General features: G+C 64.4%; 22 protein-coding genes and 1 pseudogene. 14 read left to right on the top strand and 9 right to left on the bottom strand.

The features are described from left to right. Window positions 1–194: 194 nt before the first annotated feature. A pseudogene (locus OK015_RS29035) lies at window positions 195–437 on the top strand (hypothetical protein); the annotation flags it as partial. A 13-nt stretch (window positions 438–450) separates the two neighbouring features. Here OK015_RS29035 and OK015_RS05325 read toward each other — a convergent pair. The 5 genes from OK015_RS05325 to OK015_RS05345 all read right to left on the bottom strand — a co-directional run bounded on the left by OK015_RS05325 (window position 451) and on the right by OK015_RS05345 (window position 4,676). Then, window positions 451–729, bottom strand: coding sequence for a hypothetical protein (locus OK015_RS05325; RefSeq protein ID WP_268129812.1), 279 nt, complete (start codon window positions 727–729; stop codon window positions 451–453). A gap of 147 nt (window positions 730–876) precedes the next feature. Beyond that, complete coding sequence (locus tag OK015_RS05330) at window positions 877–1,329, bottom strand: DUF5078 domain-containing protein (RefSeq protein WP_268129814.1); 453 nt, start codon at window positions 1,327–1,329, stop codon at window positions 877–879. 64 nt (window positions 1,330–1,393) lie between these two features. Then, entirely contained in the window at window positions 1,394–2,302 is a 909-nt protein-coding gene (locus OK015_RS05335; RefSeq protein WP_268129816.1) for a crotonase/enoyl-CoA hydratase family protein, read from the bottom strand. Between the two features lie 20 nt (window positions 2,303–2,322). Next, entirely contained in the window at window positions 2,323–2,643 is a 321-nt protein-coding gene (locus tag OK015_RS05340) for a hypothetical protein (protein ID WP_268129818.1), read from the bottom strand. Then, window positions 2,640–4,676 carry a prolyl oligopeptidase family serine peptidase gene (locus OK015_RS05345; protein WP_268129819.1) on the bottom strand — a complete coding sequence of 679 codons (2,037 nt, stop codon included), beginning with the start codon at window positions 4,674–4,676 and terminating at the stop codon, window positions 2,640–2,642. Before OK015_RS05345 ends, OK015_RS05340 begins: the two co-directional genes overlap by 4 nt. Before the next feature lie 77 nt (window positions 4,677–4,753). Between OK015_RS05345 and exaC the strand changes: the two genes are divergently transcribed. The 6 genes from exaC (at window position 4,754) to OK015_RS05375 (ending at window position 9,408) form a co-directional block, all read left to right on the top strand. Further along, window positions 4,754–6,277: an acetaldehyde dehydrogenase ExaC gene (gene exaC, locus OK015_RS05350; RefSeq protein WP_268129820.1), complete on the top strand. Its 1,524-nt coding sequence runs from the start codon at window positions 4,754–4,756 to the stop codon at window positions 6,275–6,277. After that, a complete protein-coding gene (locus tag OK015_RS05355; protein WP_268129822.1) occupies window positions 6,277–6,756 on the top strand; it encodes a DUF779 domain-containing protein in 480 nt (159 codons plus the stop codon). The genes exaC and OK015_RS05355 overlap by 1 nt, the downstream gene beginning before the upstream one ends. 18 nt (window positions 6,757–6,774) lie before the next feature. Then, entirely contained in the window at window positions 6,775–7,053 is a 279-nt protein-coding gene (locus tag OK015_RS05360; RefSeq protein ID WP_268129824.1) for a putative holin, read from the top strand. Continuing rightward, on the top strand, window positions 7,046–7,657 hold the full coding sequence (locus OK015_RS05365) for a hypothetical protein (RefSeq protein WP_268129826.1): 612 nt from the start codon (window positions 7,046–7,048) through the stop codon (window positions 7,655–7,657). The genes OK015_RS05360 and OK015_RS05365 overlap by 8 nt, the downstream gene beginning before the upstream one ends. Before the next feature lie 69 nt (window positions 7,658–7,726). Next, on the top strand, window positions 7,727–9,124 hold the full coding sequence (gene lpdA, locus OK015_RS05370) for a dihydrolipoyl dehydrogenase (RefSeq protein WP_268129828.1): 1,398 nt from the start codon (window positions 7,727–7,729) through the stop codon (window positions 9,122–9,124). Window positions 9,125–9,132: 8 nt separating this feature from the next. Beyond that, window positions 9,133–9,408: a hypothetical protein gene (locus OK015_RS05375; protein WP_268129829.1), complete on the top strand. Its 276-nt coding sequence runs from the start codon at window positions 9,133–9,135 to the stop codon at window positions 9,406–9,408. Window positions 9,409–9,412: 4 nt separating this feature from the next. Here the strand turns inward: OK015_RS05375 and OK015_RS05380 are convergent, their stop codons facing one another. Both OK015_RS05380 and ramB read right to left on the bottom strand, forming a co-directional pair. Beyond that, complete coding sequence (locus OK015_RS05380) at window positions 9,413–9,991, bottom strand: carboxymuconolactone decarboxylase family protein (protein WP_268129831.1); 579 nt, start codon at window positions 9,989–9,991, stop codon at window positions 9,413–9,415. Next, entirely contained in the window at window positions 9,988–11,412 is a 1,425-nt protein-coding gene (gene ramB / locus OK015_RS05385; protein ID WP_268129833.1) for an acetate metabolism transcriptional regulator RamB, read from the bottom strand. The genes OK015_RS05380 and ramB overlap by 4 nt, the downstream gene beginning before the upstream one ends. 162 nt (window positions 11,413–11,574) lie before the next feature. Between ramB and OK015_RS05390 the strand changes: the two genes are divergently transcribed. From OK015_RS05390 to OK015_RS05405, 4 genes are all read left to right on the top strand, one after another. After that, on the top strand, window positions 11,575–12,369 hold the full coding sequence (locus OK015_RS05390) for an acyl-[acyl-carrier-protein] thioesterase (RefSeq protein ID WP_268129835.1): 795 nt from the start codon (window positions 11,575–11,577) through the stop codon (window positions 12,367–12,369). A gap of 255 nt (window positions 12,370–12,624) precedes the next feature. Then, window positions 12,625–13,911: an isocitrate lyase gene (gene aceA / locus OK015_RS05395; RefSeq protein WP_268129837.1), complete on the top strand. Its 1,287-nt coding sequence runs from the start codon at window positions 12,625–12,627 to the stop codon at window positions 13,909–13,911. 216 nt (window positions 13,912–14,127) lie between these two features. After that, entirely contained in the window at window positions 14,128–14,991 is an 864-nt protein-coding gene (locus OK015_RS05400; RefSeq protein WP_268129838.1) for a 3-hydroxybutyryl-CoA dehydrogenase, read from the top strand. A 108-nt stretch (window positions 14,992–15,099) separates the two neighbouring features. Beyond that, the gene (locus tag OK015_RS05405; RefSeq protein ID WP_268129840.1) at window positions 15,100–15,960 is read left to right on the top strand and encodes a cyclopropane mycolic acid synthase family methyltransferase; all 861 of its coding nucleotides are present in this window, start codon (window positions 15,100–15,102) and stop codon (window positions 15,958–15,960) included. A gap of 64 nt (window positions 15,961–16,024) precedes the next feature. Here the strand turns inward: OK015_RS05405 and pcaA are convergent, their stop codons facing one another. Together pcaA and OK015_RS05415 are read right to left on the bottom strand one after the other, a co-directional pair. Then, on the bottom strand, window positions 16,025–16,888 hold the full coding sequence (gene pcaA / locus OK015_RS05410; RefSeq protein ID WP_268129842.1) for a cyclopropane mycolic acid synthase PcaA: 864 nt from the start codon (window positions 16,886–16,888) through the stop codon (window positions 16,025–16,027). Between the two features lie 182 nt (window positions 16,889–17,070). Further along, a complete protein-coding gene (locus OK015_RS05415; RefSeq protein WP_268129843.1) occupies window positions 17,071–17,772 on the bottom strand; it encodes a TetR/AcrR family transcriptional regulator in 702 nt (233 codons plus the stop codon). Window positions 17,773–17,905: 133 nt separating this feature from the next. On the opposite strand from OK015_RS05415, the gene OK015_RS05420 reads away from it, so the two are divergent. The 3 genes from OK015_RS05420 to OK015_RS05430 all read left to right on the top strand — a co-directional run bounded on the left by OK015_RS05420 (window position 17,906) and on the right by OK015_RS05430 (window position 20,693). Beyond that, a complete protein-coding gene (locus OK015_RS05420) occupies window positions 17,906–19,288 on the top strand; it encodes a DUF445 domain-containing protein (RefSeq protein ID WP_442791207.1) in 1,383 nt (460 codons plus the stop codon). Between the two features lie 87 nt (window positions 19,289–19,375). Then, window positions 19,376–19,783: a helix-turn-helix domain-containing protein gene (locus tag OK015_RS05425; RefSeq protein WP_268129844.1), complete on the top strand. Its 408-nt coding sequence runs from the start codon at window positions 19,376–19,378 to the stop codon at window positions 19,781–19,783. A 301-nt stretch (window positions 19,784–20,084) separates the two neighbouring features. Further along, window positions 20,085–20,693, top strand: a complete 609-nt coding sequence (locus OK015_RS05430; RefSeq protein ID WP_268129846.1) for a heparin-binding hemagglutinin — start codon at window positions 20,085–20,087, stop codon at window positions 20,691–20,693. Window positions 20,694–20,756 lie beyond the last annotated feature (63 nt).

The raw sequence follows: 20,756 nt of genomic DNA on the forward strand, positions 1-20,756 counted from the left end.
TTCAACCCTACTCGTTCGCCGCCGCCTTCCGGCGGATCGCCAATCCGCCGGAGCGGCTCACCGACGCCTACGCCGATAACCCGGAGGCCATGCCGCCCGAGCAGTGGAACATCGAATTCGGCCCAGCGCCTGCCCGGGTGCTCAGCGCCACCTGTATGGCCTCCTCGCCGAATCGCCATGAGCGGAAAGAAGATTGGGATATGCGAATCGTGCGTTCGTCCATGGTGCCGTCGGTCGCCGCCTTGATGGGCCGCTGGTTCTAGTGGCCGACGCCGGTGCGGACGCGTCCGGCCAGCCAGATGTTGCGGCCGTTCGGGCCCCGCCCAGCGGTTCGTACGCTGCTCAATGAACCGCTGCTGTCGCCCGACAACGACCGATCGACCGACGGGGAGGCGGCCAACACCGATCGCCTCCAGACGAGCTCACCACCCTACTGACGCCCTCGCGGCGTCACAGCGCCACCACTTGCGGCAGGATGTCGCTTGCCTGCAGCCCCGACTCGCCGCAGGTGCGGCAGTGCGTGCCCGGGTAGCGCCGAAGGCGTCCGACCTTCACCCGTGCCTCCGGCTCGACGTGCTGGCCACGCACTACACACAGCATGTCGACGATCAGCCCGGCCTCGCGGGCGTGCACGTGCACGATCCGTGTCGTCGGGGCGTCGGAGTCGCCGACGAGGTCACGCCAGTCGAGGGCCGTGGCTGGGTTCATTGCCGGGGTCGCGGTGCGCATGGCCACAACTATTCCCCGCGAGGTGGCCACCAAACATCCACCGAACGGGCTGACAACGGTTGATTCGGTGCTCCCCCGATCGGGGGACGGAAAAGCAATTGGCCCCGGGCCCGGCCCGGGGCCAATTGGAGTGAGTCAGGGGGTTAGTCAGCCCCAGTTCCAGACCGACATGTCGCCGGGCGGGTACGTGTTGCAGATGTCGGTCGACTTGGCGACGACACCCTTGTTGTTGAAGAAGATCTTCATGTGGTTGGGCCAGGCCACCCACAGCGGGTCGGAGACCGGGGCGTAGAAGTTCTCCGAGTAGGCCCGGCGATCCTGCGGCGCCAAGGAGTAGAACCAGTGCGCCTTGTCGATCGCCGCCTGCGAGACGTTCGGGTGGTTATTGAAGTCGATCATGTACCGCTGGTAGTACACCGGGCTGGTATCCCGGGTGGCCGCGAGTATCTGCTCGGCATCGCAGGTGGTGTTGATCATCCGGCGGGGGATCGGGAAGTCCTCCGTGGAGTCTGCTACCGCGGTCGTCGGGAAAATCACAGCGGCCATACCCAGGGCAAGAAAGGCGGCGCCTGCACGCAGGCAAGAAGTCAGCCGAGACATAGTTGTTACGGTAGCACTTCGGGCGGGCCGTGGGCGAGTCTTGGTTATCTTCTAGCCCGTCTTACTAGCCATCGCTATCAGGGACGATGACGTGCGAGGGGTCGGGTCGCAGGTCAGCTGGGGCCTGGCTGTAGTCACCGAACGGGCCGTCGCGCCGCTCTACTGCCGCCCGTACTCCCTGGGTTTCGGCGGTGTTGATGAAGTCGAGCGCGTCGGGAGTATTGCGCATCAGGCCGTCCAGGATGCCGCCCAGCGTCTGGGTGGAGGCCAGGCCCATGTTCTCGTAAGCCTGGTTGACGATCAGCTTCTGGGCCCGTAGCTGGGACAGCGGGATGTGCGCCAGCTCGGCGGCGATCTCGGCGACCCGCGCCTCGAGGCGCTCGAACGGCACCGCCTCGTTGATCAGCTCGATGTCGGCGGCCTGGACGCCGGACAGCGGCCGGCCGGTCAGCGAGTGCCACTTGGCCTTGGCCAGGCTCAGCCGGTACAGCCACATGCCGGTCAGATAAGCCCCCCACATGCGGCTGTACGGGGTGCCGATCACGGCGTCCTCGCTGGCGATCACGATGTCGGCACACAGCGCGTAGTCGCTTGCCCCGCCGACGCACCAACCGTGCACCTGCGCGATCACCGGCTTGGACGCTCGCCAGATGGCCATGAACTTCTGCGTCGGCCCGGTCTCGCGGGCGCTGACCATCGCGAAGTCCTTACCCGGATCCCACTTGCCGTCGGTCATCATGGTCTCGCCCCAGTGCTGGAAGCCGCCGCTGAAGTCGTAACCGCCCGAGAACGCGCGACCGGCTCCGCGCAGCACGATGACTTTGATCCCCGGGTCCCGCTCGGCCAGGCCGATGGCGGCCTCGATCTCGTCGGGCATCGGCGGGACGATCGTGTTGAGGTGCTCGGGGCGGTTCAGCGTGATGGTGGCGACCGGGCCGGCGGCCTTGTATAGCAGCGTCTCGAAGTCAGACATAGCCTCAGTGTGGGCTAGCGCTACTCGACCGGCGGGTCGGGCTCCCGGTTTTCCGGTGTCGAGGCGTAGATCTGATCGCCGACCTTCAAATACGGCGTGGTGAAGTACGCCGTGCTCACGACGACGGTGGTGAAGATCAACGTCGTGATGACGGCATTCGGCCAGAGTTGTCCGGTCCCGAAGCCAAAGAAGACGATGCCGAGAGCTGAGGTGCCCCAGTAGAAGTACCGGGCCTTGCGCCGCTCGCGGATGAACCGAAAACGTGCCTGCGCCCAACCGGCGATGATCAGGGCGAGACCGGAAGCGACCAGGCCGAGTTCGATGATGTCGAGGATCTTCACGCTGGGCCTCCCAGGGTCCGCCAGAGGAACGAATAACTCAGGGCCGCCTTGAACGCAGCCTGCTCGTTGTCCGCCGCGCCGGCGTGCCCGCCCTCGATGTTCTCGTACAACCAGACCTGATGGCCCGCGGCCTCCAAAGCGGCGACCATCTTGCGGGCGTGTCCGGGGTGCACGCGGTCGTCGCGCGTCGACGTGGTGAAAAGCACCTGTGGGTAGTGTCGGGTCTCCGAAATATTTTGGTAGGGCGAGTATTTGGAGATGAACTCCCAGTCGCTCGGGTTGTCAGGGTCGCCGTACTCGGCGACCCACGACGCGCCGGCCAGCAACAGGTGGTAGCGCTTCATGTCCAGCAGCGGCACATCGCAAACCAGCGCGCCGAATTTCTCGGGGTACTTGGTCAGCATGATGCCCATCAGCAGGCCGCCGTTGCTGCCCCCCTGCGCGCCGAGCTGCTCGACGGTGGTGATGCCGCGGTTCACCAGATCATCTGCCACCGCGGCGAAATCCTCGTCGACCTTGTGCCGGCCTTCGCGAATCGCCTGGGTGTGCCAGCCGGGCCCGTACTCGCCGCCGCCGCGAATGTTGGCCATCGCGTAGGTGCCGCCCCGGGCCAGCCAGAGCCGGCCCAGCACGCCGCTGTACCCGGGTGTCTTGGAGGACTCGAACCCGCCGTAGCCGCCGAGCAGCGTGGGGCCGGGCCCTTCGACAGTCCGTGACCGCACGACGAAGTAGGGGATCTCGGTGCCGTCCTTGGACGGGACGAAATACTGCTTCACGTCCAGGTTTTCGGCATCGAAGAATGCCGGCGCGGACTTGATCTCTTCCAGGTGCTCAGCATCGGTGCCGCGCACCAGCTGCGAGGGCATGTCGAATCCGCTTGAATCCAAGAAGAATTCGTCGCCCGTGTCATCGGCGGCCGCGATCACTGTGTGCGTCGCCGGCGGGATTCCGGTAATGGGCTCGCGCTGCCAGGTGCCGGGCGTGACGATCTCGACCCGGCTGGCGACGTCGGACAAGGTGACGAGCAACAGCCGATCACGGGTCCACGCGCTCTGATGCAGGCAGGTGTGTTCGTCGGGTTCGAAAACCACTCGCAAATCTGCTGTCCCGGCAAGGAATTCGTTGTAGTCAGCCGCCAGCAGCGAGCCGGCGCGGTAGGTGGTGGTACCGACGGTCCAATCGGTGCGCAGCTCGATCAGTAGCCACTCGCGGTGAACTGATACGCCGGCGTCAGTCGGTACGTCGATGCGGATCAGGTCCGAACCACGCAATTCGTAGGTCTCTTCGTTCCAGAAGTCGACTGAGCGGCCCGCGAAAGTTCGCTCAAAGCCCGGCGTCCGATCGACATTCGCGGACGCGCTGACATCCGTGCGCGTTCCCTCGAAGATCGTCTCGGCTTCGTTCAACAGTGTGCCGCGACGCCATCGCTTGACGATCCGTGGGTATCCGGATTCGGTGAGCGAGTCGGCGCCGAAGTCCGTGCCCACCAACACGGTATCCGGATCCGCCCAGCCGATTTGCGACTTGGCTTCCTCAAGCGCGAACCCGTCGGGGATGAATTCGCGTGTCAGCATGTCGAATTCGCGCACGATCACCGCATCGGAGCCGCCGCGGGACAGGTTGACCAATGCGCGGGTGAGCTCCGGTTCAATCACGCTCGCGCCGGCCCACACCCACTTCTCATCGTCGGCGCGGCCCAGTTCGTCGACATCGATCAGCACGTCCCAATCGGGGGAGTCGGTGCGGTAGCTGTCCAGCGTGGTGCGTCGCCACAGCCCGCGCGGGTTGGCGGCGTCGCGCCAGAAGTTGTACAGGTAGTCGCCGCGGCGCCGAACATAGGGGATGCGGGCATCGGTGTCGAGGACCTCCAGCGCCTCGGCGCGCATCCGCTCGAAGTCCGCATCGCAGAATTCCGCCCGGGTCGGCTCGTTGCGGGCGCGGACCCAATCCAGGGCCGTCTCGGCGGTGACGTCCTCGAGCCACAGGTACGCGTCTTCAGTCGACTGAGGGTCCTCGGCAACCTCTGCTGTCATGGAAGCCATTGTGGCCCCAGCGGTAGTGTGAAGTGCATTACAGCTGTGGTTGACGATCCGAGCGAGGAGCCGAGCAGATGACTGTTTTCGAACGTCCGGGTTCTGCCGGGGCACTGATGTCGTACCAGTCTCGCTATGACAACTTCATCGGCGGCCAGTGGGTCGCCCCCGCCAAGGGTCTCTACTTCGAGAATCCGACGCCGGTGACGGGCCAAACGTTCTGCGAAGTGGCGCGGTCCGACGAGGCGGACGTCAACAAGGCGCTCGACGCCGCGCACGCGGCGGCTCCGGCGTGGGGCAAGGCCTCTCCGGCCGAGCGGGCCGCGGTGCTGAACAAGATCGCCGATCGCATTGAGGCGAACCGGGATTCGTTGGCGCTGGCCGAGGTCTGGGACAACGGCAAGCCGATCCGCGAGACGCTGGCCGCCGACATCCCGCTGGCCGCGGATCATTTCCGGTATTTCGCCGCGGCGATTCGCGCCCAGGAGGGTTCGCTGTCGCAGATCGACGAGCACACCGTCGCCTACCACTTCCAGGAGCCGCTCGGCGTCGTCGGGCAGATCATTCCGTGGAACTTCCCGATCCTGATGGGTGCCTGGAAGCTGGCGCCGGCCCTGGCCGCCGGCAACACGGTGGTGCTCAAGCCCGCCGAGCAGACGCCGGCGTCGATCCTCTACCTGATGTCGCTGATCGGTGACGTGATCCCGCCGGGCGTGGTCAACGTCGTCAGTGGCTTCGGTGTCGAGGCCGGTAAGCCGCTCGCATCCAGCGACCGCATCGCCAAGGTCTCGTTCACCGGCGAGACCACGACCGGCCGGCTGATCATGCAGTACGCGTCGCAGAACCTGATCCCGGTAACCCTGGAGCTCGGCGGCAAGAGCCCCAACATCTTCTTTTCCGACGTGATGGCCGCCAACGACAACTTCCAGGACAAGGCCCTCGAGGGCTTCACGATGTTCGCGCTCAATCAGGGTGAGGTGTGCACCTGCCCGTCGCGCAGCCTGGTCCAGTCCGACATTCACGACGAGTTCCTGGAGCTCGCCGCGATCCGGACCAAGGCGGTCCGGCAAGGCGACCCGCTGGACACCGAGACCATGCTGGGTTCGCAGGCCTCCAACGACCAGCTGGAAAAGATCTTGTCCTACATCGAGATCGGCAAGGGGGAGGGCGCCAAGGTCGTCACCGGCGGTGAGCGGGCCGAACTCGGCGGCGACTTGTCCGGCGGCTACTACATGCAGCCGACAATCTTTTCCGGCAACAACAAGATGCGCGTCTTCCAGGAGGAGATCTTCGGGCCGGTGGTGACGGTGACGTCGTTCACCGACTTCAACGACGCGATGGGCATCGCCAACGACACCCTCTACGGACTCGGTGCCGGGGTGTGGAGCCGCGACGGCAACACCGCCTACCGGGCCGGTCGCGAGATCAAGGCTGGCCGGGTGTGGGTGAACTGCTACCACGTGTACCCGTCGCATGCGGCGTTCGGTGGCTACAAGCAATCCGGATTCGGCCGCGAAACCCACAAGATGGCCCTCGACCACTACCAGCAGACCAAGAATCTGCTCGTGTCCTACACCGACAAGGCGCAGGGCTTCTTCTGATGAGTGCCCCGGCGGCCGTGGTCATCACCGCCGCGGCGGCCCAGCTGCTGGGCCGACTGCAGGACCGCCACGGTCCGGTGATGTTCCACCAGTCGGGCGGCTGCTGCGACGGGTCGTCACCGATGTGCTACCCGCGCGGCGACTTCCTCGTCGGCGACCGTGACGTCCTGCTGGGAGTCCTCGACGTGGGAGCCGACGGTGTCTCCGTGTGGATCTCGGGTCCGCAATACCAGGCCTGGAAGCACACTCAGCTGGTCATCGACGTGGTGCCCGGCCGCGGCGGCGGATTCAGCCTGGAGGCACCCGAAGGCATGCGATTTCTCAGTCGCGGCCGCATCTTCTCGGACGACGAAAAAGCCCAGCTAGAAGCCATCCCGGTGATCACCGGCGCGTCGTACGAGGAAGGCGCGCGCCCGTCGGTTCGAGGCGCGATTATTGACCAAGCCGTGCCGGAAACGTGCCCGCCTCGTACTCGGTAACTCAGTACGCTCGATGAGGTGATCCCGTTACCCCGGCCCTGGCTGCTGGCCAGCGCGTTGCTGATCGGCACCGCGGTCGGGTTACTGGCGGGGGTGGCGTCGACCGTGCTCGTTCATACCCGAGTGCGCCCCGACGTCGCCATCGCGTTGGTGGTCGGGCTGCCCAGCGTGGCCGGGCTGCTGACGATCCTGTTCTCCGGACGTCGCTGGGTCACGATGCTGGGCGCGTTCATTCTGGCCATGGGACCCGGCTGGTTCGGGGTGCTCGTCGGCATCCAGGTGACCTCCGGTGGCTGACAAGCGGGTCGACAAAGACCACGCGCCGAACCCGGGGACCGAGCCGTTCGTTCCGGACTTCGAGGACACCGGCACCCGGGGATTCGTCCCGGACTTCGACGACACCGGTGAGCACTCGGTGCCGTTCGTGCCGAACTTCGGTGATACCGGCTCGCAGCCGATATCGTTCGCCGCGCAGAAGCCGGAGGTAGCGGACGTCAAGGACGCGGCCGAGACGCCCCCGGTTGCCGAACTCCAGGAAGCCGGTGCTGCGGCGCAGTCGGTCATCGTGCCCGGCCGCTACCAGTACCTGAAGTGGTGGAAGTTGGTCTTGGTGCTCATCGGCGTGTGGGCCGCGACGGCCGAGGTCGGGCTGAGTCTGTTCTATTGGTGGTATCACACGCTCGACAAGACCCCCGCGGTGTTCATGGCCCTGGTCTACGTCGTCGCCTGCACCGTCGGCGGGGTGATGTTGGCGATGGTCCAGGGCAGGCCGGTGATCGCTGCGCTGTCCATCGCGGTGATGTCGGGACCGTTCGGCTCCGTCATCGCCGCGGCACCCCTGTACGGCTATTACTACTGCGCGCGCGCGGGCCATTGTCTGGTCGCCGTCATCCCATATTGACCTATGAGGCTGGGTCCCGTCACCCACGGTGTCGTGCAGTGCGAAGTCCTCGCCCACTAGTCTGGGCTCGTGACTTCTCACTATGACGTCGTTGTCCTCGGGGCCGGTCCCGGCGGATACGTTGCGGCCATTCGCGCCGCGCAGCTCGGCCTGAACACCGCAGTCGTCGAACCGAAGTACTGGGGGGGCATCTGCCTCAACGTCGGCTGCATTCCGTCCAAGGCGCTGTTGCGCAACGCCGAACTCGCCCACATCTTTACCAAAGAAGCCAAGACGTTCGGCATCAGCGGCGAGGCGTTTTTCGATTACGGAGCCGCCTTTGACCGCAGCCGCAAGGTGGCCGAGGGCCGCGTCGCCGGCGTGCACTTCCTGATGAAGAAGAACAAGATCACCGAGATCCACGGCTATGGCCGATTCACCGACCCGCACACGCTGTCGGTCGATCTCAACGACGGTGGTACCGAAACGGTCACGTTCGACAACGTCATCATCGCCACCGGCAGCAGTACGCGCCTGGTTCCCGGCACGTCGCTGTCGGAAAATGTGGTGACCTATGAAGAACAGATCCTGTCCCGGGAGCTCCCGGAGTCGATCGTCATCGCCGGGGCCGGCGCCATCGGCATGGAGTTCGGCTATGTGCTGAAGAACTACGGCGTCGACGTCACCATCGTCGAGTTCTTGCCGCGCGCCCTGCCCAACGAGGACGCCGAAGTCTCCAAGGAGATCGAGAAGCAGTTCAAGAAACTGGGCGTCAAGGTCCTCACCGGAACCAAGGTCGACTCCATTTCCGACGACGGGTCCGTGGTCCGGGTAGCGATCAGCAAGGACGGTAAGTCGGAAGAACTCAAGGCCGAAAAGGTGTTGCAGGCCATCGGTTTTGCGCCCAACGTCGAGGGCTTCGGGTTGGACCGGGCCGGCGTCGCACTGACCGATCGAAAGGCGATCGGGATCACCGACTACATGCGCACCAACGTCGACCACATCTACGCGATCGGCGACGTCACCGGGAAGCTGCAGCTGGCCCACGTCGCCGAGGCGCAAGGTGTGGTGGCGGCCGAAACCATCGCCGGTGCAGAGACTTTGGCACTCGGTGATTACCGGATGCTGCCGCGCGCAACGTTCTGTCAGCCCAACGTCGCCAGCTTCGGGCTGACCGAGCAGCAGGCCCGGGACGAAGGCTACGACGTGGTGGTAGCCAAATTCCCGTTCACCGCCAACGCCAAAGCGCATGGCGTGGGCGACCCCAGCGGCTTCGTCAAGCTGATCGCCGACGCCAAATACGGCGAATTGCTGGGGGGCCACTTGGTCGGCCATGACGTGTCCGAGCTGCTGCCCGAGCTGACCTTGGCGCAGAAATGGGACCTGACCGCCACCGAGCTGGCCCGCAATGTGCATACACATCCGACCATGTCCGAGGCGCTGCAGGAGTGCTTCCACGGCCTGACCGGCCACATGATCAACTTCTGAGTCCGGCGATGATTCGCGGCGAGACCATTCTCGGTGCCATCGGTGGTGCGGCCACCGGTTATGTGCTGTGGCTGCTTGCCATTTCGGTCGCGGGCGACAACGCGACCGCGGGTCATTGGGGTCCGCTGGTGTTGCTGGGGTCGGCGCTGCTGGGAGTCGGCGCCGCCATCGGGGGTTTGGTGCTGCGCCGGCGCCGCAAGTATCTGTGGGCGGCGTTCGCGTTCGACCTGCCGATCTTGCCGGTGGTTTTGTCGCTGGCCGTGCTGGCCGACGTCTACGCCTGAGGCGTTACCTCGGGTTGTCCAACTCGATGTTGAGGGCGGAAATCGTCGCCGCGAGCCCGTCGTATTGCGTTGCGAGCAAGCAGAATTCGATGAGAAGGTGCCGGTCGAGGTGCAATGCAAGTTGCTGCCAGGTGTCCTCGCTGATGGACCGGTTCTTGATCAGCTCATCCGTCGCGTTCAGCAGCGCCTGCTGCCGGGCGCTCAGGATCACGCGGGGGCCGTCGCCGTCCGGCACGTCGGGCCACGCGAATATCGTCTCCTGCATGTGAGCGTCCAGACCGAATTGGCGTCCCATCCGCCGATGGTGCTGCAGCTCGTATTCGCTCGAACGCAAATGCGCGACGCGCAGGATCACCAATTCGGTATCCGCGCGGGGTAGTCGGCCGCGCAGCAGCCGGCCGGCGTAAAGCGACCACGCCCAAAACAGCCCCTGACGCTGACCGAGCGTGGTGAACAGATGCATCTCGGGAGCCCGCAATTTGCGGGCGGCCCCTTTCGCCAGGAGCCAGTTGATCGGGCCCAGCCGGCGAAATTTGGTGGACGACGGGATGCGGGCGGCGTGGCCGGCCTTCGTGTCGCTCATGGTTGCTTCACCAAGTACGGGGACACCGTGCTGCGGTGCTCGTCGAGATCGAGTGCGCGGCCCAAAGCCGGGAAGGCCCGCTGTGGACAGTTATCACGTTCGCAGACACGGCAACCCGCGCCAATGGGTGTGGCTGAACGGCCTGGGTCTCCCGACAAGTCGAGTCCTTCCGAGTAGACGAGCCGGTGCGCGTGCCGCAGTTCGCAGCCCAGCCCGATCGCGAAGGTCTTACCCGGCTGACCATACCGGGCGGCGCGCCGCTCCACGGTGCGGGCCACCCACATGTAGTTGCGGCCATCGGGCATCTGAGCGATCTGCACCAGGATCTTGCCCGGGTTGGCAAACGTCTCGTAGACGTTCCACAGCGGGCAGGTGCCGCCGCTGGAAGAGAAGTGGAAACCGGTGGCGGACTGGCGCTTTGACATGTTGCCAGCGCGATCAACCCGGACGAACGAGAACGGCACACCCCGCATCGACGGTCGCTGCATCGTCGAGAGCCGGTGGGCGATGGTCTCGTAGCTCACCGAGTAGAACGCCGACAGCCGCTCGACGTCGTAGCGGAAATTCTCGGTGACATCGTGGAATTGGCGGTAGGGGAGCACCGCGGCGGCGGCGAAGTAATTGGCCAGACCCAGCCGGGCCAGCGTGTGGGACTCGTCGCTGGTGAATTTGCCGTCGGCGACCATGCTGTCGATCAGGTCGCCGAACTCGAGGTACGCCAGTTCCGCGGCCATCTTGAACACCTGTTGGCCCAGCGAGAGGTGATTGCTGATCTCCAGCGTCTTGGTCTCGGGCTCGTAGCGGTGCAGGACCGTGTCGCCGAGGTCGATGCGCCTGTTGATGTGGACGCCGTGCACCTCGGTGAGCCGTCGCGTCAATTCGCGGGCCAGGTCGCCGTGGTGCAGCCGGGTGTGGATCGTGAGGTCTTCGGCGGCGGTATCCAGCTCGTGCAGGTAGTTCTGCCGCTGATAGAAGTAGTCGCGTACCTCTTCGTGCGGCATGGTGATCGATCCGCTCCCACTGCCGTCGGAGTAGCGCTCCTCGGTCGCGGCGGCCAGCTGCGCGGTGGTGATCCGGTAGCGCCGGTGCAGGTTGACCACCGCGCGGGCCAGGACGGGGTGGGCGTTGACCAGCTCGGCGACCTCGGGCGGGTCAACGTTGATGTCCAGATCGCGGTCCATGGTCACCTCGCGCAACTCGGCGACCAGCCGGGTGTCGTCCTGGGAGGCGAAGAAGGTCGCGTCCACCCCGAACACCTCGGTGATCCGCAGCAGCACGGCCACCGTCAGTGGCCGCACGTCGTGCTCGATCTGGTTGAGGTAGCTCGGCGAGATCTCGAGCAGCTGAGCCAGCGCGGCCTGAGAAAATCCGCGCTCGTTACGCAGCTGGCGAACGCGGGAGCCGACGAACGTTTTGGACATTCAACCCAGGTTACCTGCGCTGCGAAGATTGGGTTAGCAGACTTGGCATCTGACGCCCGGCCTCGTCAGGTTTGGCGTTTGTGCGCCGTGATTGGCACAATTCGCAGCGGGGTCTCGGGTAAACCCCGGGACAACGCAGGTAAGGCAAGTGGGAGCGAAGTCGTGAGCCTGGACAAATCAATGATGCCGGTGCCCGACGGTCACCCCGACGTATTCGACCGCGAATGGCCGTTGCGGGTCGGCGATATCGACCGCACCGGCCGGTTGCGGCTGGATGCCGCGTGCCGGCACATCCAAGACATCGGGCAGGACCAGCTGCGTGAGATGGGCTTCGAGGAGACCCACCCGCTGTGGATCGTTCGGCGCACGATGCTCGATTTGCTGCACCCGATCGAGTTCCAGGACATGCTGCGTTGTCGGCGGTGGTGCTCGGGCACCTCGAACCGGTGGTGTGAAATGCGGGTTCGCGTCGACGGACGCAAGGGCGGCCTGATCGAATCCGAGGCCTTCTGGATCAACATCAACCGGGAAACCCAGATGCCGTCGCGCATCTCCGACGACTTCCTCGAGGGTCTGCACAAGACCACGTCCGTCGACCGGCTGCGCTGGAAGGGCTACTTGAAGCCGGGCAGCCGCGATGATGCCGCCGAGATCCACGAGTTTCCGGTCCGGGTCACCGATATCGACCTGTTCGACCATATGAACAACTCGGTGTACTGGAGCGTCATCGAGGACTACCTGGCGTCGCATCTGGAACTGATGGCCGGACCGCTGCGCATCACGATCGAGCATGAGGCGCCGGTGGCGCTGGGCGACAAGCTGGAGATCATCTCGCACGTCCATCCGGCCGGATCGACCGAACAATTCGGTCCCGGGCTGGCCGATCGCCCTGTTACAACGCTCACATATGCGGTCGGCGACGAGGCGAAAGCGGTCGCTTCGCTCTTCAATCTCTAACCGGACAAGCGTCCCGGTAAATTGTTGGTTGACCTGCGGATTCTAGTTACTGGCGGGTAGCTTCTGAACCGGTTCAGTTACCATGCACCTTCGCAAACTTTGCAAAATCCTTGCCTGGTCGTGGCGTAAATTGGCAATGGAAATGGGTGGACCAGCATCAACAGGCTGTGCCATGGTCGTGTTAGCACAGGAGTGAAGCTGCTACCCGAAGGTGGTACGGCTTAACAAATTTTGATCCGTAAGGAGTAAGCCCAAATGTCTGTCGTTGGCACCCCGAAGAGCGCCGAACAGATCCAGCACGACTGGGACAACAACCCGCGCTGGAAAGACACCAGCCGCACCTACACCGCCCAAGATGTCGTGGCCCTGCAGGGCAGCGTCGTCGAGGAGCACACCCTGGCCCGCCGCGGCGCCGAGGTGCTGTGGGAGCAGCTGCACGACCTGGAGTACATCAATGCTCTGGGTGCGCTGACCGGCAACATGGCCGTGCAGCAGGTGCGCGCCGGCCTGAAGGCCATCTACCTCTCCGGTTGGCAGGTCGCCGGCGACGCCAACCTGTCCGGCCACACCTACCCCGACCAGAGCCTGTACCCGGCCAACTCGGTGCCGCAGGTCATCCGTCGCATCAACAACGCGCTGCTGCGCGCCGACGAGATCGCCAAGGTCGAGGGTGACCGGTCGGTGGAGAACTGGCTGGCGCCGATCGTCGCGGACGGCGAGGCCGGCTTCGGTGGCGCCCTCAATGTGTACGAACTTCAGAAGGCAATGATCGCCGCAGGCGTCGCGGGGTCGCACTGGGAAGATCAGTTGGCTTCGGAGAAGAAGTGCGGCCACCTCGGTGGCAAGGTGCTGATCCCGACTCAGCAGCACATCCGCACCCTGACCTCGGCGCGTCTGGCCGCCGACGTCGCCGGGGTGCCGACGGTCGTGATTGCGCGCACCGATGCCGAGGCGGCGACGCTGATCACCTCGGACGTCGACGAGCGCGACCGGCCGTTCATCACCGGTGAGCGGACCAAGGAAGGCTTCTACCGCGTCAAGAACGGCCTCGAGCCGTGCATCGCGCGGGCCAAGGCCTACGCGCCGTACTCCGACCTGATCTGGATGGAGACCGGAACCCCGGACCTCGACCTCGCCGCCAAGTTCGCCGAGGGCGTCAAGTCCGAGTTCCCCGACCAGATGCTGGCCTACAACTGCTCGCCTTCCTTCAACTGGAAGAAGCACCTGGATGACTCCACCATCGCGAAGTTCCAAAAAGAGCTTGGTGCAATGGGATTCAAGTTCCAGTTCATCACGCTGGCCGGCTTCCACGCGCTGAACTACTCGATGTTCGATCTGGCCTACGGCTACGCCCGCAACCAGATGAGCGCTTATGTCGAGCTGCAGGAGCGCGAGTTCGCCGCCGAAGAGCGTGGCTACACCGCGACGAAGCACCAGCGCGAGGTCGGTGCCGGTTACTTCGACCGCATCGCCACCACGGTGGACCCGACCTCGTCGACCACCGCGCTGACCGGCTCCACCGAAGAGGGTCAGTTTCACTGAGGACGAGCGGGCGTGAGCCCGCGAGGATCGAAGTGAAACCGATAGGTGAAGTCACTGAGGACGAGCGGGCGTGAGCCCGCGAGGATCGAAGTGAAACCGATAGGTGAAGTCACTGAGCCCAGCTGCGTTACCTCGCGGCTGAAGTAGCATAGGCCCCGCCCGGCGATCCTGGGCGGGGCCTATTGCTGTGTAAGACAATATGACTGGAGAAATGCATTGAGCGACACAGGGATTCAGCGGGTTGGGGTTGTCGGGGCCGGCCAGATGGGGTCCGGAATCGCCGAAGTCTCGGTCCGCGCCGGCGTCGCGGTCACCGTCTACGAGACCACCGAGGCGCTGATCACGGCGGGCCGCAACCGCATCGTGAAGTCGCTCGAGCGTGGCGTCAGCGCGGGCAAGGTGACCGAGCGCGAACGGGACCGCGCCCTGAGTCAGCTCACCTTCACCACCGACCTGAAGGACCTGGCCGACCGCCAGCTGGTGATCGAGGCGATCGTCGAGGACGAGGCCGTCAAGGCTGAGGTCTTCGCGAAACTCGACCAAGTGATTACCGACCCCGACGCGGTGCTGGCGTCGAACACCTCGAGCATTCCGATCATGAAGATCGCCGCGGCCACCAAGAACCCCCAGCGGGTGCTGGGCTTGCACTTCTTCAACCCGGTGCCCGTGCTGCCGCTGGTCGAACTGGTCAGCACGCTGGTGACCGACACCGCCGCCGCCGCTCGTACCGAGGAGTTCGCCGGCGCGGTGCTGGGCAAACAAGTGGTGCGCTGTTCCGACCGGTCCGGATTCGTGGTGAACGCCCTCTTGGTGCCCTATCTACTGTCGGCCATCCGGATGGTGGAGGCGGGATTCGCCACCATCGAGGATGTCGACAAGGCGGTCGTTGCTGGCCTGTCGCACCCGATGGGCCCGCTGCGGCTGTCGGATCTTGTTGGCTTGGACACACTCAAACTGATCGCGGACAAGATGTTCGAGGAATTCAAGGAGCCGCACTACGGGCCGCCGCCGCTGCTGCTGCGCATGGTCGAGGCCGGAATGTTGGGTAAGAAATCGGGTCAGGGTTTCTACTCGTACTGAAACCGTTTCGCAAGATTTTCACGGACCTGTGCATTGACGTCGTGAGAGTCGTGCGCACACGTCGGGTATCATTCTCGCGGTCACCGACGCGAGAGGTATCTATTTAGCATGACGCAGCTCAGGCCGTATTACGAAGAGTCGCAGTCCATCTACGACGTGTCGGATGAGTTTTTCGCGCTATTCCTAGACCCGACGATGGGTTATACGTGCGCATACTTCGAGCGTGACGACATGACGTTGGAAGAAGCGCAGAACGCGAAGTTCGACCTGGCGCTGGGCAAGCTGAACCTGGAGCCCGGGATGACGTTGCTCGACGTCGGCTGCGGCTGGGGCGGAGCGCTGCAACGAGCGGTCGAGAAGTTCGACGTCAACGTCATCGGAATCACGCTCAGCCGCAACCAGTTCGAGTACAGCAAGAACAGGCTGGCCAAGATCCCCACCGACCGCACCGTCGAGGTGCGGCTGCAGGGCTGGGAAGAATTCGAGGACCGAGTCGACCGTATCGTCACGATCGGCGCCTTCGAAGCCTTCAAATCGGAGCGTTACCCCGCGTTCTTCGACCGTGCTTACAACATCCTTCCCGACGACGGCAGGATGTTGCTGCATACAATTCTCGCCTACACCCAGAAGCAGATGCATGAAAACGGCGTCAAATTGACGATGAATGATATCCGATTCATGAAATTCATCGGCGACGTGATTTTCCCGGGCGGACAGTTGCCGGCAGTGGAGGACCTCTTGAAGCTCGCGCCGGACGCCGGATTCTCGGTGGAAAAGGTGCAATTGCTGCAGCCGCATTACGCGCGGACACTGAACATGTGGGCCGCCAACCTCGCGGCCAACAAGGACAAGGCGATCGAGATCCAGTCCGAAGAGATCTACGACCGCTACGTGCACTACCTGACGGGCTGCGAGAACTTCTTCCTCAAGGGCATCTGCAACGTGGGGCAATTCACCTGCGTGAAGTAGACGCGAGTGTGTGAAGTAGACGTGAGCAGGAACGGCGGGCCGGGCGCAGTGCTGTCCGGCCCGCTTACTTCTCGAGCGTGAACTGGTCGACGTCGGTGTAGCCCTGGCGGAACAGGTTCGCGCAACCAGTCAGGTACTTCATGTACCGGTCGTAGACCTTCTGTGACTGGATTGCGATCGCCGTGTCCTTGTTGGCCTCCAACGCGGCGGCCCACATGTCCAGGGTGCGCGCGTAGTGCAGCTGCAAGGACTGGACCCGGGTGAGCTTAAAGCCGGCCGCAAGAGCGTGCTCTTCCACCAACTGGGGGGTGGGCAGCCAGCCGCCCGGGAAGATCTCGGCCAGGATGAACTGCGTGAAGTGAACGACTTCGTGGGTCAGCGGCAGACCCTTGGCCCTGGCCTCCTTGAACGGCGGACGCACGATCGTGTGCAGCATCATGACGCCGTCGGCCGGCAGCACCGAGTGCGCCATCTCGAAAAAGCGGCCCCATCGCGCGCGGCCGAAGTGCTCGAATGCACCGATCGATACGATCCGGTCGACCGGCTCGTCGAACTTCTCCCAGCCCTCCAGCAAGACTCGCCGGGTGCGCTTGGTGTCCAGCTGATCGAAGGACTTCTGAACGTGTTCGGCCTGATTCTCGGACAGTGTCAGGCCCACGACGTTGACGTCGTACTTCTCGATCGCACGTCGTAGCGTGGCGCCCCAGCCGCAGCCGATGTCCAGCAGCGTCATGCCGGGCTCGAGGCGCAGCTTGGAAAGCGACAAGTCGATCTTGGCGAGCTGCGCCCCTTCCAGGGTCATGTCGTCGCGCTCGAAGTACGCGCAGCTGTAGGTCTGCGAGGGGTCCAGAAAGAGCCGGAAGAAGTCGTCAGACAGGTCGTAGTGCGCTTGCACGTTGCCGAAATGCGGCGTGAGCTGCACGGCCATAACGAAGGAAGCCTTTCTATATCCCGGAACTACGGACGAATTGAGAGGTAATACCCAACGGCCTCCGGTGCATGCCCTCTGCATGCTATCGGTTCAACCGGCACGAATCGCGTACGCGGCAGAGTCATAGGGTCACACGGAACAGGCGTAATTCACAAAACGAGCTGCACGCCAGCGCGGGTTCAGGGCTCCCGCGGCGGCAGGATCGGCGACGGATGCGGCTCCTCTCGGAACTTGTCCAACGACCCACCGACTTCGACAATGCCGCACAGCGCGTTCCAGCTGAGCATGGTCAAGTAGTCGATCAGTTCGTCTCTGCTCATCCGCGGATTCGACATCCACGAGTGAGTGGCCAATTGCACACCGCCGACGATCAAGTAGGACCAGGGCTCCGCGCCGCCGGTGTCCATCCCGGCCTGCATCATGCGGTGGCGCATCATCACCGCGATCATGCGGGCGATGATCCGCTCGGAGTCGGCGATCACTTTGCTCTTGCTGGCCGAGCTGTTCGCCATCACGAACCGGTACGGCTCCGGCTCGTCCGCCACGGTATCGACATAGACGCGGATGACTGCGCGGGTCAGGTCGATGCCGTCGAGATTCGATGTCAGCGCGGCGGCCATGTTCGGAATCAGCGTGGTCTGCGCGATCCGGCGCATCACGGCGGTCGTCAGGTCGTTCTTGTCGACGAAGTAGCGGTACAGAACCGTCTTGGAAACGCCGATCTCGGCGGCGATCTCGTCCATGCTGAGGTGGCGGCCGAGTCGGCGGATTGCCTCGATCGTGCCGTCGACCAGCTCATTGCGCCGTTCCACCTTGTGTTGATGCCAGCGCCGTTTGCGGCCGTCCGTCTTCACGATTGCAGCCGGGATTTGCTCTGTCACTGTCGACGATTCCATTCCCTAGACGCCCCCGATAGTACGGCGTTGGGGAGCCGATTAGGCGGATGAGACCTCTCGGAAAGGCCCTTCATCAACCGTCTAGTAACACTAACTGGCCCGCGCGATACATGATGGTGTGGTGGTACACAGAGCCTCACCGGGAGCCGAGGCATCCGGCTCGGCCGCTTCGCGGCCAGAGTCAACCGTGCCGTCGGCCCCGGCGGATCGGACTCGGGCGTCCCTCGCCGAGTCATTCGCTGGTGCCGATCCGGAGGCGGACGCGCAGCGGCGGGTGGGGCTGCGCCGGATGAAGTTGGTGGCACTGAGCTTCTTGGTCGGTGCCACCGTCGTGTTCCTGGCCTGCCGCTGGGCGCAGGCGCACGGCAGCGTGGGCGCCTGGGTCGGCTATGTCGGCGCGGCCGCCGAGGCCGGCATGGTGGGTGCCCTGGCGGACTGGTTCGCGGTGACCGCGCTGTTCAAGCACCCCCTCGGCATACCGATCCCGCATACCGCGATCATCAAGCGCAAGAAGGATCAGCTCGGGGAGGGCCTGGGCACTTTCGTGCGGGAGAACTTCCTGTCGCCGGCGGTGGTGGAGACCAAGCTGCGCGACGCCCAGGTCCCGGGTCGGCTCGGCAAGTGGCTGTCGGAGCCCTCGCATGCCGGGCGGGTGGCGAGCGAGGCTGCGACGGTGTTGCGAGTGCTCGTCGAGCTGCTGCGGGACGAGGACGTCCAGCAGGTGATCGACCGGATGATCGTGCGCCGCATCGCCGAACCCCAGTGGGGGCCGCCGGTGGGCCGGGTCTTGTCGACGCTGCTCGCCGAGAACCGGCAGGAGGCCCTCATCCAGTTGCTCGCTGACCGGGCCTTCCAGTGGTCGCTGAACGCGGGCGAGATCATCCAGCGAGTGGTCGAGCGTGACTCACCGACCTGGTCGCCGCGATTCGTTGACCACCTTGTCGGTGACCGCATCCACCGCGAATTGATGGACTTCACCGACAAGGTGCGCCGCAACCCGGACCACGAATTACGCCGTTCGGCGACCCGCTTCCTGTTTGAATTCGCCGACGACCTCCAACACGACCCCGATACCATTGCGCGCGCCGACGCGGTCAAAGAGCAGCTGATGGCGCGCGATGAGATCGCCAATGCGGCGGCGAGCGCGTGGAAGACCCTCAAACGTTTGGTGCTCGAGGGCGTCGATGATCCGTCCAGCGCGTTGCGCACCCGTATCGCGGAAGCCGTCGTACGCATCGGGGAGTCTTTGCGCGACGATGCCGAGTTGCGCGACAAGGTCGACAACTGGATTGTGCGGGCGGCCCAGCACCTTGTCTCGCAGTACGGGATCGAGATCACCGCGATCATCACCGACACGATCGAACGTTGGGACGCCGAGGAGGCGAGCCGGCGGATCGAACTGCACGTGGGACGTGACCTGCAATTTATTCGGATCAACGGCACGGTGGTGGGCTCGCTGGCCGGCCTGCTGATCTACGCCGCCGCGCAGCTGTTTTTCTAGGGGTGCTAACTACTGCTTGCAAATGCAAGCACATGTCCGTACGCTCGGTAGCTGTCAAGGTCGGCCAACGGACCCGAGGAGCACGCAATGCCACCGGAGGAGACGCTCTCCGCCAAGGTGTCCACTGCAGCTTCCGACATCGGCAGCTTCATCCGAAGCCAGCGTGAACTCGCCCAGGTCTCGGTCCGACAGCTTGCCGAGCTGGCCGGTGTCAGCAATCCCTACCTGAGCCAGGTCGAGCGCGGACTGCGCAAGCCGTCGGCCGACGTTCTCAGTCAGATCGCGAAAGCGCTGCGGGTTTCCGCCGAGGTCCTCTACGTGAGGGCCGGGATTCTCGAGCCAAGCGACAAGAGCCAAGTGCGGGACGCGATCATCACCGATTCGGCGATCACCGAGCGTCAAAAGCAGATTCTGCTCGACATCTACGCCTCATTTGCCCAGCAAAGCGAATCCAGCCACGAGGAGTGTTCGACCGAATCCGCAAACCACGAGTGAGGTAGCCCGGCTGGGCGGCTCAGCTGCGAAATCGCCTGAGCTCACGTTGGTGACGTATATCCCAACGGCCGCTTGGTTACCCAGAAGGGAAGGATGCACCGATTCCCCGGCGCCCACGCGCCGAAACCCACTCGATCGTCAACCCGACCCGACCAACCAGGAGGTTTCCCGGCAAGTCGCGTGCCATGTCAATCCGCGGGTCTTGACTACTCCTCGCACGAGGAGCCGACGCTTGCCCCGACTTCCCAACCACACACTTCACAAACCTGAGAACGAAAACCAACCATGAAAGGAAAACACCATGGCTGACAACACGAATATCGAAGAATTGCGGGCACCGTTGCTCGCGGCCCTGGGCGCGGCCGACCTGGCCCTGGCCACCGTGAACGAGCTCCTCGGCAACCTGCGCGACCGCGCCGAAGACACGCGCACCGACACCCGCAGTCGCGTCGAGGAGAGCCGCGCTCGCATCGCCAAGCTGCAAGACGAACTGCCCGAGCAGTTCACCGAGCTGCGCGAGCGCTTCACTCCCGAGGAGCTGCGTAAGGCTGCCGAGGGCTACCTGGACGCCGCGACCAACCGCTACAACGAGCTGGTCGAGCGGGGCGAGGCCGCGCTGCAGCGGCTGCGCAACCAGCGGCCGTTCGAGGAGACCACGGCGCGCGCCGAGGGCTACGTCGACCAGGCCGTCGAGCTGACCCAGGAAGCGCTGGGCACCGTGGCTTCGCAGACCCGCGCGGTCGGCGAGCGTGCGGCCAAGCTGGTCGGCATCGAGCTGCCCAAGAAGGCCGAGTCGGCCGGCAAGGCGGTCGCGAAGAAGGCCCCGGCCAAGAAGGCCCCCGCCAAGAAGGCTCCGGCCAAGAAGGCTCCGGCCAAGAAGTCGGCGGCCAAGAAGGTCACCCAGAAGTAGTACGGATTCCGGGTTGCCCTGCGGGGCAACTCGGATTCGACGTTTCCGACGCCGCCCGCATAC

This window comes from Mycobacterium sp. Aquia_216 (assembly GCF_026723865.1).
GTDB lineage: Bacteria > Actinomycetota > Actinomycetes > Mycobacteriales > Mycobacteriaceae > Mycobacterium.

Coding starts and splice junctions, on each gene's coding strand:
- OK015_RS05335 (WP_268129816.1), bottom strand. CDS start 2,302: ATGTCTGACTTCGAGACGCTGCTATACAAGGCCGCCGGCCCGGTCGCC.
- exaC (WP_268129820.1), top strand. CDS start 4,754: ATGACTGTTTTCGAACGTCCGGGTTCTGCCGGGGCACTGATGTCGTAC.
- aceA (WP_268129837.1), top strand. CDS start 12,625: ATGTCTGTCGTTGGCACCCCGAAGAGCGCCGAACAGATCCAGCACGAC.
- OK015_RS05330 (WP_268129814.1), bottom strand. CDS start 1,329: ATGTCTCGGCTGACTTCTTGCCTGCGTGCAGGCGCCGCCTTTCTTGCC.
- OK015_RS05405 (WP_268129840.1), top strand. CDS start 15,100: ATGACGCAGCTCAGGCCGTATTACGAAGAGTCGCAGTCCATCTACGAC.
- OK015_RS05375 (WP_268129829.1), top strand. CDS start 9,133: ATGATTCGCGGCGAGACCATTCTCGGTGCCATCGGTGGTGCGGCCACC.
- OK015_RS05325 (WP_268129812.1), bottom strand. CDS start 729: ATGCGCACCGCGACCCCGGCAATGAACCCAGCCACGGCCCTCGACTGG.
- OK015_RS05345 (WP_268129819.1), bottom strand. CDS start 4,676: ATGACAGCAGAGGTTGCCGAGGACCCTCAGTCGACTGAAGACGCGTAC.
- OK015_RS05430 (WP_268129846.1), top strand. CDS start 20,085: ATGGCTGACAACACGAATATCGAAGAATTGCGGGCACCGTTGCTCGCG.
- OK015_RS05355 (WP_268129822.1), top strand. CDS start 6,277: ATGAGTGCCCCGGCGGCCGTGGTCATCACCGCCGCGGCGGCCCAGCTG.
- ramB (WP_268129833.1), bottom strand. CDS start 11,412: ATGTCCAAAACGTTCGTCGGCTCCCGCGTTCGCCAGCTGCGTAACGAG.
- OK015_RS05425 (WP_268129844.1), top strand. CDS start 19,376: ATGCCACCGGAGGAGACGCTCTCCGCCAAGGTGTCCACTGCAGCTTCC.
- pcaA (WP_268129842.1), bottom strand. CDS start 16,888: ATGGCCGTGCAGCTCACGCCGCATTTCGGCAACGTGCAAGCGCACTAC.
- OK015_RS05380 (WP_268129831.1), bottom strand. CDS start 9,991: ATGAGCGACACGAAGGCCGGCCACGCCGCCCGCATCCCGTCGTCCACC.